This window comes from Acidihalobacter yilgarnensis (genome assembly GCF_001753245.1).
Classification (GTDB): domain Bacteria; phylum Pseudomonadota; class Gammaproteobacteria; order DSM-5130; family Acidihalobacteraceae; genus Acidihalobacter; species Acidihalobacter yilgarnensis.
In genome coordinates this window covers 849,489-862,834 of sequence record NZ_CP017415.1, presented here as the reverse complement: position 1 = coordinate 862,834, position 13,346 = coordinate 849,489, and the positions used below count along the sequence as shown (strand labels likewise).

Annotated in this window: 14 protein-coding genes; 6 read left to right on the top strand and 8 right to left on the bottom strand. The window is 57.9% G+C overall.

From position 1 onward, the window contains the following. Positions 1–101 precede the first annotated feature (101 nt). Positions 102–1,382, top strand: a complete 1,281-nt coding sequence (locus BI364_RS04160; protein ID WP_156782617.1) for an alginate export family protein — start codon at positions 102–104, stop codon at positions 1,380–1,382. A 56-nt stretch (positions 1,383–1,438) separates the two neighbouring features. On the opposite strand, the gene ribBA is transcribed toward BI364_RS04160, so the two are convergent. The 7 genes from ribBA to BI364_RS04125 all read right to left on the bottom strand — a co-directional run bounded on the left by ribBA (position 1,439) and on the right by BI364_RS04125 (position 7,099). Further along, positions 1,439–2,551, bottom strand: coding sequence for a bifunctional 3,4-dihydroxy-2-butanone-4-phosphate synthase/GTP cyclohydrolase II (gene ribBA / locus BI364_RS04155; RefSeq protein WP_070077683.1), 1,113 nt, complete (start codon positions 2,549–2,551; stop codon positions 1,439–1,441). A gap of 10 nt (positions 2,552–2,561) precedes the next feature. Then, positions 2,562–3,227, bottom strand: coding sequence for a riboflavin synthase (locus BI364_RS04150; protein WP_070077682.1), 666 nt, complete (start codon positions 3,225–3,227; stop codon positions 2,562–2,564). Between the two features lie 4 nt (positions 3,228–3,231). After that, positions 3,232–4,362 (bottom strand): bifunctional diaminohydroxyphosphoribosylaminopyrimidine deaminase/5-amino-6-(5-phosphoribosylamino)uracil reductase RibD, encoded by a 1,131-nt coding sequence (ribD, locus tag BI364_RS04145; RefSeq protein ID WP_233279574.1) that lies wholly within the window; start codon positions 4,360–4,362, stop codon positions 3,232–3,234. Between the two features lie 4 nt (positions 4,363–4,366). Continuing rightward, positions 4,367–4,888 carry a transcriptional regulator NrdR gene (gene nrdR / locus BI364_RS04140; RefSeq protein ID WP_070077681.1) on the bottom strand — a complete coding sequence of 174 codons (522 nt, stop codon included), beginning with the start codon at positions 4,886–4,888 and terminating at the stop codon, positions 4,367–4,369. 24 nt (positions 4,889–4,912) lie between these two features. Next, positions 4,913–6,169, bottom strand: a complete 1,257-nt coding sequence (glyA, locus tag BI364_RS04135; protein WP_070077680.1) for a serine hydroxymethyltransferase — start codon at positions 6,167–6,169, stop codon at positions 4,913–4,915. Between the two features lie 92 nt (positions 6,170–6,261). Then, on the bottom strand, positions 6,262–6,744 hold the full coding sequence (ispF, locus tag BI364_RS04130; protein WP_156782616.1) for a 2-C-methyl-D-erythritol 2,4-cyclodiphosphate synthase: 483 nt from the start codon (positions 6,742–6,744) through the stop codon (positions 6,262–6,264). Between the two features lie 34 nt (positions 6,745–6,778). Then, positions 6,779–7,099 (bottom strand): tyrosine-type recombinase/integrase, encoded by a 321-nt coding sequence (locus BI364_RS04125; RefSeq protein ID WP_083251151.1) that lies wholly within the window; start codon positions 7,097–7,099, stop codon positions 6,779–6,781. A gap of 1,431 nt (positions 7,100–8,530) precedes the next feature. Here BI364_RS04125 and BI364_RS04110 point away from each other — a divergent pair. The 3 genes from BI364_RS04110 to BI364_RS04100 all read left to right on the top strand — a co-directional run bounded on the left by BI364_RS04110 (position 8,531) and on the right by BI364_RS04100 (position 11,146). Continuing rightward, a complete protein-coding gene (locus tag BI364_RS04110) occupies positions 8,531–8,926 on the top strand; it encodes a VOC family protein (RefSeq protein ID WP_070077677.1) in 396 nt (131 codons plus the stop codon). Between the two features lie 172 nt (positions 8,927–9,098). Beyond that, a complete protein-coding gene (locus BI364_RS04105) occupies positions 9,099–9,863 on the top strand; it encodes a haloacid dehalogenase type II (RefSeq protein WP_070077676.1) in 765 nt (254 codons plus the stop codon). Positions 9,864–10,489: 626 nt separating this feature from the next. Beyond that, a complete protein-coding gene (locus BI364_RS04100) occupies positions 10,490–11,146 on the top strand; it encodes a DUF1294 domain-containing protein (RefSeq protein ID WP_070079874.1) in 657 nt (218 codons plus the stop codon). Between the two features lie 251 nt (positions 11,147–11,397). Here the strand turns inward: BI364_RS04100 and merR are convergent, their stop codons facing one another. Further along, positions 11,398–11,823 (bottom strand): Hg(II)-responsive transcriptional regulator, encoded by a 426-nt coding sequence (merR, locus tag BI364_RS04095; RefSeq protein ID WP_070079873.1) that lies wholly within the window; start codon positions 11,821–11,823, stop codon positions 11,398–11,400. Positions 11,824–11,993: 170 nt separating this feature from the next. On the opposite strand from merR, the gene BI364_RS04090 reads away from it, so the two are divergent. Together BI364_RS04090 and BI364_RS04085 are read left to right on the top strand one after the other, a co-directional pair. Then, positions 11,994–12,374, top strand: coding sequence for a TonB-dependent receptor (locus tag BI364_RS04090; protein ID WP_070077675.1), 381 nt, complete (start codon positions 11,994–11,996; stop codon positions 12,372–12,374). 486 nt (positions 12,375–12,860) lie between these two features. Further along, entirely contained in the window at positions 12,861–13,286 is a 426-nt protein-coding gene (locus tag BI364_RS04085) for a hypothetical protein (RefSeq protein ID WP_156782615.1), read from the top strand. Positions 13,287–13,346 lie beyond the last annotated feature (60 nt).

Here is a 13,346-nt window from a genome sequence, read left to right as displayed (position 1 = left end):
CCCGACCCCCAGCGACGGGCGGCCATGCAGGCGGGATCAATGACGATTCCGAAAACAAACAGCGGCGTTTCCCGCGCAGACAGTGCGGGTAGCGCTTTTTTTTGCCTGGAATCAAGACCACGGAAATCATTATGAAAAAATTATTAATCAAAACTTATATTGCAAGCGGATCACTTGCGCTCTGTGCATTTGGAGGATGGTTTCAGCAATGCCAAGCGGCCACTGACGCCATGATGTCAGCCGGCACGCTGGATCTGAACGTCAGGCCGCGCTACGAACAACTCAAACAACACGGCAAGCAGCAGGCAAATGCACAGACGATTCGCACACTACTCGGCTATCAAACCGGAGCGTTCCATCATTGGTATGCCAATCTTCAATTTATCGATGTCAGCAGCCTCGACACCCAGTACAACAGTGTCCTCAATAAAAATGCCGCTTATTCCGTCATTCCGGACCCACAGGCCACGGCGATCAATCAAGCCTTCGTAGGCTATCAAGGCCTCGATCACACCAGCGTCAAAATTGGCAGACAAATCATAATCTTGGGAGACGCCCGCTTTGTCGGCAATGTTGGCTTCAGACAAAACATGCAAACCTACGATGCCGCAACGATCGAAAACACCGCAATTCCAGGCCTGGATCTCTTCGCTGGATATAGCTGGCGCATCAAGAATATCTTCAATCAGCTCGTGCCCATGAAAACCACGCTCGCGGACCTCAGTTACGAAGTACTACCCGGCAATCGCATGGGTATTTACGGTTATTGGTATGCGAATACATCGCCGCATCCAGTCACCGGGCAGGCGGGCTGTTATCTACCTGGCGGACCGGATGCTTGCAACAGCGGCATCGTCGGTGCTAGCTGGCATGGGGAGGCCACGCTCGCCCCAGATACCCATTTGCTATATACCGCCGCCTACGCAAAACAACTGCCTTATCATGGCGGTCCCGCAGCGATCAATGCGGAATATACCCATCTGGCAGCCGGCCTGAACTGGCAGGCATTGACCGGCCGGTTTTCCTATATGTTGATGAGCAGTAATTCGAATGGGACTTACGGCTTTCAGACGCCGCTGGCTACCAAGCACGCCTATAACGGCTGGGCTGAAATATTTCTCACCACTCCAATAACCGGCCTAAAAAGTTACGAGTACACCCTGGCGGCGAAAATCGGCAAGGCGAACCTCATGGCCGATTATTATCGTTTCAGCGCAGCGCGCGGCAGCCTCCATTACGGAGACGAGGTCGACCTATCGCTCACGGGGAAATTGCTCAAGAATGTTTCCGGCGGTATTCAGTATGCCGATTACCGTGCCGATAAATTCGCGGTCAACACCCAGGCTGCTTGGGCCTATCTGGATTATAACTTCCGGACTTGATGGGGACGCTACGGTCCGGGGCAACCATCGGCCCGGATCGTAGCGTAGCGACGACCTCAGGCGCCGACATATTCCGTCACTTCCAGACCGAAGCCGCCAAGGCCATGCATGCGCTTGGGCGCACTCAGCAGACACATGCGCCTGACACCCAGATCGCGCAATATCTGCGCACCGATGCCATAGGTCCGCAACTCCTGCGGAGTAGCTGGCTTCTCCTCTGTCGACGCGGTATCGACCCCCTGTAGGCCAAGACTGCGAATACGCTTGACCATTTCGCGCGGATCTTCTGGATGACACAACACAACCACCACACCGCCCTCAGTACCCACCCGCCGCAGTGCGTCGCGCAGCGGCCAACCCAATGGCGAGGTGGTGAATGGGATGCGGTCGTTGATGGCGTCGGTCACATGCACGCGCACCAGCGTCGATTCGTCGGGATGAATGCTGCCTCGGCTCAATGCCATGTGCACGGCACGGCTGCCCAACTCCTGATAGGCCGTCAGCGTGAATTCGCCGAATTCGGTCTCTACTGCCGTCTCGGCGACGCGCTCGATGGTGTGTTCGTTCGCCAGACGATAACGGATCAGATCCTCGATGGTACCGATTTTGAGGCCGTGTTCGGCCGCAATGCGTTCGAGGTCCGGGCGGCGTGCCATGCTGCCGTCCTCGTTGAGCACTTCGACGATCACTGCCGCCGGCTCGAAACCGGCCAGACGCGCGAGATCCACGCCCGCCTCGGTGTGCCCGGCACGGGTTAGCACACCGCCGGGCTGCGCCATCAGCGGAAAGATGTGGCCCGGCTGCACGATGTCCAGGGGTTGCGCGTTAGGCGCTACGGCCATGCGTACGGTATGCGCACGATCATAGGCCGAGATACCGGTGGTCACGCCCTCGGCGGCCTCAATGGACAAGGTGAAATTGGTGCCGTGCTGGTCACCCGTGCTCGCCACCATCAGCGGCAGGTTGAGTTGCCGGCAACGCTCGCGCGTCATCGGTAGGCAGATCAGCCCGCGACCATAACGCGCCATGAAGTTGATGTCTTCCGGTCGCACCAGCGAAGCCACCATCAGCAAATCGCCCTCGTTCTCGCGATCCTCGTCGTCCATGATGACGACCATTTTGCCCTGGCGCAGGTCGTCCAGGATTTCATCGATACTATTCAGGGCCATTGCGCTGCCTTCAGTCCGTGTCCGTCAGATAGCCATGTCTGGCCAGTAATTCGCGCGTGATGGCGCCACCCTCTCGGGCCGCGCCATCGCCCAGTAGCAGTCGTTCCAGGTAACGTGCGATGACATCCACCTCCAGGTTCACCGACTGACCGACACGGGCCTGTCCGAGGGTGGTCTTTTCCAGCGTATGCGGGACGATATTGATGTCGAAGCGCGCACCATCCACGTCATTCACGGTCAGGCTGATGCCATCGACGCAGATTGAGCCTTTTTCCGCGATATAGCGTGCAAGTCGGTCCGGTGCGCGCAACACAAAGCGTACCGAGCGCGCATCGGCGCGACGCTCGACGATCTCGCCCACACCATCGACGTGGCCGCTGACCAAATGCCCGCCAAGTCGTGTCGTGGGCCTCATCGCCAATTCCAGATTGAGCGACGCGCCCACACCGAGCGCACCCAGGGTGCTGCGTGACAATGTCTCGGCCGAAACGTCGGCCGCGAAGGCCCCCGATTGCAACTCGACAGCCGTCAGACAGACGCCGTTGACCGCGATGCTGTCGCCGACCGACGCGTCGGTAAGGTCCAGCCCAGCCACGTCGATGACCAGGCGAGCATCGCCGCCGCGCGGCGTCACACGGCGCAGCGAGCCGACCGCTTCGATAATGCCTGTGAACATACCGTCAGTCTCTTTGCAGTTGGGCAATCAAACGCCAGTCGTCACCGACACGGCGTGCCTGGGAGATTTCCAGATGCGTCCGTTCACCTATGGATTCAAGCGCCGGCAGGGCGAATACCGCACGCGCACCGCCCCCCAGCAGGTGCGGCGCAACGTAAATCACCAGTTCGTCCGCCAAGCCTTCCCGGACCAGCGCACCGGCCAGCGTGGCGCCCGCCTCCACGTGTATCTCGTTGATACCGCGCCGTGCGAGCAGACGCAGCACCTCGGGCAAATCCAGACCCCGCCCGACCTTCGCCGCCGGGACGCTGGCGACCTCGGCCCCGCGCGACTCCAGGGTTTTCCGTGTCGCCGGCGACACCCGGCCCTCCGCGGCGATCACCAGCACTTGTCCCGGCAGGCGAAACAATCGGGCCTCGGGCGACACGCGCAGATCGCTGTCGAGTATCACCCGCAACGGCTGCGCCACGATCCCGTCGATGCCCAAGTCGGCGGCTTCGAGGCGCACATTCAGGCTCGGATCGTCGGCCAGCACCGTGTCGACGCCAGTGAGCACCGCATCCGCCCGCGCGCGCCAACGCTGCACGTCCTGGCGCGCGGCGGCGCCAGTGATCCAGCGGCTCTCGCCAGTGGCGAGCGCGGTGCAGGCATCCAGACTCATCGCGCTCTTCACGCGCACCCAGGGCACGCCGCGCGTCATGCGATTAATAAAGCCAGGGTTGATTGCCTGCGCCGAGCTTTCCAGCAACCCGCTGGACACTTCGATACCGGCTGCCGACAGCTGTGCGAGCCCACGCCCGGCGACCAATGGATTCGGATCACGCATGGCCGCAACCACACGCGTCACCCCCGCCTCGATCAACGCGTCCGCGCAGGGCGGTGTACGCCCGTGATGACAGCAGGGTTCCAGCGACACATAGGCCGTGGCGCCGCGCGCCTGCGAACCGGCGATGCGCAAGGCATGCGCCTCCGCATGCGGTTCGCCTGCACGTGCGTGAAAACCCTCCCCGACCACGACTCCGTCGCGCACCAGCACGCAGCCGACACGCGGGTTCGGGTGGGTGGTATATAGGCCTCGCCGCGCCAAGCGCAGCGCCCGGCTCATGTATTCAGCATCGGCAGGTGTGAAGGGCATGTGCTCAGCCGCCGCCCAGTGGCCGATCGTCCGCTTCCAGCAATGGCATCTGATCCTCGCGCGCCGCAGGTGGCGGCTCGCGCTCCAGCCGTTCAATCACCTCGCGGAAGGCCGTGACATCCTCGAAGCTCATATAAACGGAAGCAAAGCGCACGTAGGCAACCTCGTCGAGCGCGCGCAATTCGTCCATCACCCAATCGCCGATGCGTTGGGCGTCCACCTCGCGCTCGCCCTGCGCGAGTACGTGGCGTTTGATGCGGTTGATCGCCGCCTCAACCAGCTCGGTCGGCACCGGACGCTTTTCCAGCGCATGCAGCATGCCACCGCGCAACTTGGTCTCGCTGAATGGCTCTCGCGCGCCGCCGCGCTTGATCACGCGCGGCAGGTTCAGCTCCGCGGTTTCATAGGTGGTGAAACGCTCGCTGCAGGCCACACACTCGCGGCGACGACGCACCTGGTCGCCTTCATTCGACAACCGTGAATCAATCACCCGAGTGTCGGGGTGCTGGCAGAAGGGGCAGCGCACGGCGGCGGCGCGTCGTCCGGCGCCTTATTCGCCGTACACCGGGAAGCGACGGCACAGCGCCATCGCCTGCTCACGCACCGAGGCCTCGACCGACTCATCTCCGAGGTTATCGAGTACGTCGCACATCCAGCCGGCCAACGATGCGCATTCCGCCTCGCCGAAACCGCGCGTGGTCGCCGCCGGGGTGCCGATGCGCAGGCCGCTGGTGACGAAAGGCTTCTGCGGATCGTTGGGCACCGCGTTTTTGTTCACCGTGATATGCGCACGCTCCAGTGCCGCCTCTGCATCCTTGCCGGTCAGCCCTCGGGTAATCAGGCTGAGCAGGAACAGATGGTTGTCGGTGCCGCCGGAGACGACGTCATAGCCGCGCTCGATGAACACCTTCGCCATCGCCCGCGCATTCACCACGACCTGCTTCTGATAGTCCTTGAATCCGGGTTCCAGCGCCTCCTTGAAGGCCACCGCCTTGGCCGCGATCACGTGCATCAGCGGTCCGCCCTGGGTGCCGGGGAAGATCGCGGAATTGAGCTTCTTCTCGATCTCTGGGTTTGCTTTGGCCAAGATCAGGCCGCCGCGCGGGCCGCGCAGGGTCTTGTGCGTGGTCGATGTGGTCACGTCGGCGATCCCAACCGGGCTGGGATACACGCCCGCAGCGACCAGCCCAGCGACGTGGGCCATGTCGACCATCAGGTAGGCACCCACCTCGTCGGCGATATCGCGGAAACGTTGCCAGTTGACGATGCGCGAATAGGCTGAGAAGCCGGCTACGATCATGCGCGGACGGTGCTCTAGCGCCAAACGGCGTACCTCGTCGTAATCGATCTCACCGGTCAGGACATCGATGCCGTATTGCACCGCGTGGTAAGTCTTGCCCGAGAAACTGACCTTGGCACCGTGGGTCAAATGCCCGCCGTGGGCGAGGCTCATGCCGAGCACCGTGTCGCCGGGGTTGAGCAGCGCCATGTAGACCGCGCCGTTGGCCTGCGAGCCGGAGTGCGGCTGCACGTTGGCGTAATCGGCGCCGAAGAGCTGCTTGGCGCGGTCGATGGCGAGCTGTTCTGCGATGTCCACGAACTCGCAGCCGCCGTAATAGCGCTTGCCCGGATAGCCTTCGGCGTATTTATTGGTGAGCACCGAACCCTGCGCCTCGAGCACGCGGGGGCTTGCGTAGTTCTCCGAGGCGATCAGCTCAATATATTCTTCCTGCCGCCGGGCTTCGCCCTCGATGGAGCTCCACAGCTCGTCGTCGTATCCGGCAATACCCATATGAATCGAAAACATCGGCCGTCCCTCGGAAATCCTGGCTGGAAAAGCGGTGCAGTATACGCCTATCCGCCGCCCCTCACAGCACGGCCGGCTGGGTCCAAGCGAGCTCAGCCCCGCTCGATCAGCACCACCGCATGCGCTGCCACGCCCTCCTCGCGGCCGGTGAAGCCCAGTCGCTCGGTTGTCGTTGCCTTCACGTTCACCCGCTCGGGCTCGATCGCCAGATCCGCTGCCAAGTGGGTGCGCATCGCCTCAATGTGTGGCGCCAGCTTCGGCATCTGCGCGATCACCGTGCAATCCACGTTGCCCACGCGCCAGCCGCGCTCCACCAACTTCTGCAGTACCGCCCGTAGCAGCGCGCGGCTATCCGCCCCCGCGTAGCGCGGGTCCGTATCCGGGAAGTGTCGCCCGATGTCGCCCAGCGCCGCCGCACCGATCAACGCATCGCACAGCGCGTGGATCAGCACGTCGCCGTCCGAATGCGCCTTGAACGCCCGGTCGTGCGGCACGCGCACCCCGCCGAGCATCAGGTAATCACCCGCTTCGAAGGCGTGAACGTCGTAACCGTGGCCGATGCGAATATCCGCCATGTCCATATGCTCCAGTATCAATGATGTGTTCGAATTACATATTCAAAGGGCTACCCACGCTACGCCCGCCTTTGTTCATGACAGGGGTATAGATCATCGTCGTAGCCACATCCTTGTGACCGAGCAATTCTTGAATAGTGCGGATATCCTGCCCGCGCTCTGGCAAATGCGTGACAAAGAAGTGGCGTAGTGTATGCGGTGCGGCCCACTTGACGATACCCGCAACCCGCACCGCTTTTTTCATTGCACGCTGCAACAATTTCGCATCGATGCGCTGACACCATTCGACGCCGTTGCACGTATCCAGCGAATAACTCCCCACGGGAAACACATACTGCCACGGTAATCCCCCCACGGATTAGCGGTTTCCAGAAGTGAAATTCTCTCGTAATCTGACCCGAGTAGGTTCCATGAAGAAGCCCCATCTCACCGATAGCCAGATCATCGCCGTGCTCAATCACACGTTGAACTGATGGGATGGCCCCCTTTCTGCCAGGACAGCAAAAAAGTGCCAGACTGAGAGGAACATGCCGCATCAGCACGCGGCCCAGCGACCTCAAACTTCAGCCGCATGGAATTTGTTTCGAAAACGCCCTCTATGAACGTTACGCCGAGCCACATCAGGCCAGGAATAGACTTGTATTTACGCCCGTCTTCAAGAGCGTCCTCTGAAGCCAAGTTCCCCGTAAGGAATTAGCCCCAGGAACATTCGGGCGATGGACTGCAAAGATGTCAAACAACGCGCTCCAAGGGACGCCGCAAAAAGCACAGCGCCCCTGAGCTTGATCATTAGGTCATTCATGGACAGTTTCACACTGGCATCTCTTGGTATCGTATACGTATCGATTATTGCGTTGATGGCGCCATTTGAAGCACAGGCCCTACGAAGGGAGTCAATGCAGCTAGGGAGGAAGCTCGGTTGGCTCCCAGCACTTTTGTTTGGGCTCTACTCCATTGCACTCAGCATGACGACCTTTGTGGTTGTGTTCGCCAGTATCGGGTTGGGAATCCCGTATCTACTCGGCAATATGGTTGGCCTTCCTTGGCTTACGAGCCTTCCAGGCCTCGCCCTAGGATTCTTTGCTGCGAGAGCAGCAAACAAGAGATTGACCGCTTTCTTGCTTAATTCACGACACACAAATGCCTGACAGCTCACTGAGTGATGACCTAACGACTCATTCGAGGTGGGCAACTTCGGTGCCGCCCAATTCAAGCGCCACAAGAACAATTGAATATCAACATCAACTGAAAGACAAGCAACAGATACAGATAAGGCCTGAGCATGAGATCCATATAAAACCCACCCCAAAATTAACCCTGCAAAGCAATGGGATTGGCATGCATATTTCTGAAAATACATTCATCACAAAACTACTTGTTAAAAAGTTCAGAATTTTCTCTTTCGATGACATTAACAAATTCGTACACTCAACCAATGAAGCGCTAGACAGCCACACCTAAAAACCCCACTTGTCGACACAAAATTTCAACACGCCTAGACAGATAAAATGATAAACAATAAATCAACGAATCCTGCATTAAATAAAATTACGCCCTCAAAATTAAGCGTGATAAAAATCAATCCCGCACTTGATTTTCGTTTGCGATAGAGCTTAAGTGTTACGGATGAAGTTGACGGAGGGATCAAGCTTGAATATGCCCTATAAGGAGCCGCTCCAGAGCGATCAAAATATGTCGGAATACCTTTTACATACACAACAACCACGCCAACACACCTTGACTCTAAACAGCGGCGTGAGCGCGCTCACGAGGCAGCGAGGTGTTTATGTACATTCCGCCTAGCTTCAACACGGTCACGCCCTATTTTTTCGTAAAGGACGCAGATCAGTTCATTACATTCCTGGTCGAAGCATTTGGTGGTACCGAGGTGCTTCGCAGCCTACGCCCAGACGGACGTATCGCCAACGCACAGGTTCGTATCGGCACGTCCATGATTATGGCAAGTGAGGCAAGCGGTCGCTATGCGCCCATGCCAACCGCTTGCTATATCTACGTCGATGACGCCGATAACGCTATGGTGCAGGCGCTTGCTGCCGGTGGCGCTCTGGAAATGGAGGTCAGCGACATGCCGTATGGTGATCGGCAGGGCGGCATAAAAGATCCATTTGGTAACATATGGTGGATCTCTCAACGCGTGGTGAAGGCTCCTTACGCCACATGAAGTAATGAGCGTTTGCGTTCGCTCAAATGGACGGCTAGGCCGTCGCTTAATTCAAGCATCAGACCTACACGAAGGACATGAAATCGCTGATGCCATGGAATATTGTTGCAAACAACAGCATCTATGTAAGGCGTATACGCTATTTTTAGTCTAACTTTGTGGAGCAAACCCCATGTCTTTAGATCGCCGGCAACTTCTCAAACTCATGGCTGGAAGTGTGGCTGCAGGCTTACTCACCACTTCCGCGCTAACTCGAGCAGCAACCAAACACAACATCAAAGCCATTGCTTTTGACGGCTTCCCTATATTTGATCCGAGACCAATTTTTGGATTATCCAAAACACTATATCCAGAGCAAGGAAACCCACTCGCCAAGCTCTGGTTCACCAAAATATTTGGCTATACGTGGCTACGCACAGCAGGCGATCATTATAAGGATTTTAATTCTGTTATTGAGGAGGCCCTAATATTTTCTGCGGAAAGCCTAAAACTCGACTTGACGCCAGAAAAGAAAGAACAATTAATGGGAATTTGGTTGAACTTGAAACCTTGGCCAGATGTCGAACCAGCCCTTGAATTACTCAATAAAAACAATATTCGACTTGGTTTTCTTTCAAATCTAACTGAAGAAATGCTGAGAATCAACGCGAAAAATTCAAATATAGGAGATGCATTTGAATTTTATCTTAGCACTGACAGGGTCCAAGCCTACAAACCAAGCGCTCGGGCATACCAAATGGGGGTCGACGCGTTTGCTCTCCCTAAAGAAAACATAGCCTTCGCGGCTTTTGCGGGATGGGATGCGGCAGGTGCCAAATGGTTTGGCTATCCTACAGTTTGGGTTAACAGACTGGGGAGCCCCACAGAGAAACTGGGCGTCAAACCCGATCGCATAGGAAAAGGCATGGATCAATTAGTTAATTTTACATTAACCTAAAGATTAAATTGTGGTCCGGGGTTAACAATAAGGTCCAGCGGACAACTCAATGCAGCGCAAATTTTTAATTTTAAAAAAACGCGCCATTTTGAATTTCTACTGAGCAAGGTGTCTTACGCGCGGCGATCCGGCCCATCCTTTCATATTTCCATCTCTGACGGGATGTCCTGGCTGATCAGCTGCAGTTACAGCGCCCTCCCCCAGGGAGGCACAGTTTTGTCGATTGGCTTATGAATGCTGTCGCGACCGACTGAAAATCATCCTTCTCAGCGCTTACCACCTCACTACCTTTCGCCTCTGGTCAACGCCTATCGCGGCAAGGAAATGTGGTCAGCAATTTCTGTTCTTCATCGAAGATAAATTCGCCCGATGATACGCGACCCGGCAAACCGCTACACCCATCGCGGTTTTATAGGCAATGCGGTCGACATCACTTAATCGACGCATCACCATGCACGACAAGAAATCGGTTGCCGACAGAATGCTTCGGTCTGAAAATATAATGACAAGAATACCAGCACATGCTTCCGCAGCACCTGCCCGACTGTCATGCACAGGGTCTCTGGGCAACTACTTGGAACGTGACTATATTGATAAATGACCAAATGGCCAGTCAGGACACACCCATGCGCCGCAAAGGTAAAATCACGAACTGGATCGACGACAAGGGCTTCGGCTTCATCACACCTAGCGATGGCGGCGAACAGATTTTCGTGCACATTACGTCTTTTGATCGAACACAGGGACGTCCTGCTGCAAAAGCATCCGTGACGTACGAGCTTAAAGGCGACTCGCGTGGACGCGTGCGTGCGGAAAATGTGAAATTCTCTGGTCGCTCCCTGAGGAGGTGCGCCGCAGCGGGATGGCGACTATCCACCATCGCCATACCGCTGGCATTCCTTGCCTGTGTCGTCGCTTTGTCCCTAACTGCAGAATTAACGCATGAAATCATGTGGCTCTATTTGCTCGCCAGCCCGATCACTTTCCTGCTCTATGCAAAAGACAAATCCGCGGCAAAAACGAACCGCCGGCGTACTCCTGAAAATAGACTCCATCTGTTTGCTTTGATAGGTGGCTGGCCGGGTGCCTGGGTTGCCCAGCAACTACTCAGACACAAATCCAGGAAACGCTCATTTCGCGTGTTTTTCTGGGTGACCGTGGTCATCAACTGCGGTGCTCTGGTCTGGATTTCGACCCCAGAAGGAGCACAGATCGTCAAATCCACATTAGATTTCGCCTCTGCGCTGCTGCCACAACACACGCACATTGAATGGGCCAAATAGCTCTCTACACATTCGACAATGGCATGCGCGACGCCACCCGGGTAACCGAAAATAAGCCTTTTCCAGAGTACCTCAATCCTATTTTTCGCGCCGCGTGAGATGGGGCATCACAAGTTAATGCGAGGCATTCATCTTGAGGGTAGGTTGAATGTATCGGAAAACCGACCAGCTTCATTATTTGTTCGGAACCGATTGCTTCTTCATCCGCTAGGCGAGCCTACCTCAGGCGAACACGCCGAACACCCAGTGGGTCATCCGCCGATCACGTCCGCCCCGCCATGCAGGGCCGCAATGAGCGGGCAAGCTGCCTCTTCATGCTGTCCGGCGCAGCGCTCGACCAGGCCAGCCAGCGCCGCTTCCATACGCGTCAGATCCTGCAGCCGTTCGCGCACATCTCGCAAACGCTGGGCTGCGAGCAGCGCGGCCTCCTCGCAGTGCGCACCGTCGTCCAGGTGCAGCAGATGTCCAATTTCCTCCAGGTTGAAACCGATCCGCTGGGCGGATTTGATGAATTTCAACCGCGCGACGTCGGCCTCGCCATAGCGACGGACGCTGCCCGGCGGGCGCGTCGGTTTGCCGAGGAGACCCTTTCGCTGATAGAAACGGATGGTCTCGATTCCGACGCCAGCGGCCTTCGCGAAGCCGCCGATAGTCAGGGATGCCAGGCTGTTCGTCATCGTCATGTCCGTAGTCAAGTACGGAGCTGAGTCTACGCGATCATGGCGGCGACGCAAGCGCGCCGACTTGACAGCCTACCGGCGACTGGCTAGGGAATAAGGCTGGCGGGAGGCGGCGCAGGCAGGGATACGATGACGCCCCCGAATAACAAACGAGGGGGAATCGGCACATGGATAGAAAATACCTGTTTACCGCGCTGGTCTACGCTATCGTCGGCCTGGGGCTGGGCATTCACATGGCCGCCTCGCAAGATCACGGCCAACTCGTCACGCATGCCCACATCATGCTGCTCGGCTTCGTGGTGTCGTTCTTCTACGCGCTCTGCCATAAACTCTGGCTTCACGAAGCGAACTGCCGACTGGCTACCCTACAATTCTATGCCCACCAAGCCGGCACGCTGGTGCTACTCATCTGCCTGTTCCTGCTTTATGCCAGGTGGGTACCCGAGCCGGTGCTCGGGCCGATACTCGGGATCGCCTCGGTCACCGTGCTGCTCGGCATGCTGGCCATGGCGGTGATGGTGGTCATGCGACGCGCGCCTGGCGACTGAGGTGCACACGCCCCCCGGCACGCAACTGGCGCTGTCGGAATCCGGTGGCTTGCTCGGCACGAAAACATCGATCACCTCCGAGTGATAGCCGGCGTCCCGTCCTGCTCCGCGCGCTAAATCCCCCTACGGCGCCCGCCTTCATAATCGCGGCCACCGTCCTTACCTCCGAGCGCCGACGCCCCCTCCGATCATCCCCGAAAATCCGCTGCACTCGGCAACCGCCACGGGCATGGGCTGTGCCACCTGTCAGTGGTTCGCGCGCGTGCCCCGACCCACTCCCTGTCGCTGCTGCCGCCTCCATTCACAGCCGACACGGTGCATCTCCCCCGTACTTTCGCGCCATAAACAGGATCTATGAAACCTTCACCACAACCCGGTGTCGATATATTTGTGTATAAAAATCAATTTTTTCCATATGTTTTTATACACATTCCAACAATATTCGCAAGGCTACCGACCGGTGCCCTTGCTCATGGAGGTACGACCATGTACAGACACTCGATGAAAACTGCACGCTCCACACACTCCGCACCCGCATTGGCCGCAATACTGGCCACGCTGGCACTACCGGCGACCATACCAGTGGCTCTTGCTGCCATGCCGCAGCCGCAATCGGCAACCAACCATGTCGCGACCCGGGCGTTGATGGGTAATCCGCAAACGCCGGAAGGCCGTTACGTCGCAATGCATGACGTCGCGACCGGCATGCCGCACGTGGCCACGGCACTGATCCCCAACGCACTGAACGCGCGGGCGTTACTGGGCGATCCGCAAACACCCGAGGGACGTTACGTCGGGCCTCGCCCGGCAGCGTCGATGAGCCACACGGCTACCGTCGCGATGGCGCCTTCCGCGCTCACGACCCGGGCCCTGATGGGCGATCCCGAAACCCCCGGAGCCAGGTTCGGTTGATCCAGACCGAATCCCACTCAGCCCGAATCGGCAGACGTTAGCGCCACCGGCCCCCGCCGG